General features: G+C 37.5%; 1 protein-coding gene. It reads left to right on the plus strand.

The features are described from left to right. The coding region (locus ACX6XY_RS30450; protein WP_460337963.1) for an MBL fold metallo-hydrolase at nt 1-248 on the plus strand (248 nt) is incomplete at both ends.

A 248-nucleotide genomic window follows, 5' to 3' on the forward strand; every position in this document is an offset into this window, starting at 1 on the left:
GGTCGCATTGTTAACCTTGGTTTCCCAACTGGGATTGTATTTACGATAGAAGATAAAAATATTTATTTTGCAGGGGACACTGGTTTGTTTTCTGATATGAAATTAATTGGTGAATTAAATCCGCTAGACGTTGCTTTCTTGCCAATTGGGGATAATTTTACCATGGGACCAGAAGATGCGGCGATTGCGGCACGATTTTTACAAGCGAAATTAGTTGTTCCAATGCATTACAATACGTTTCCTTTAAT

Source organism: Streptomyces sp. O3, from assembly GCF_054788135.1.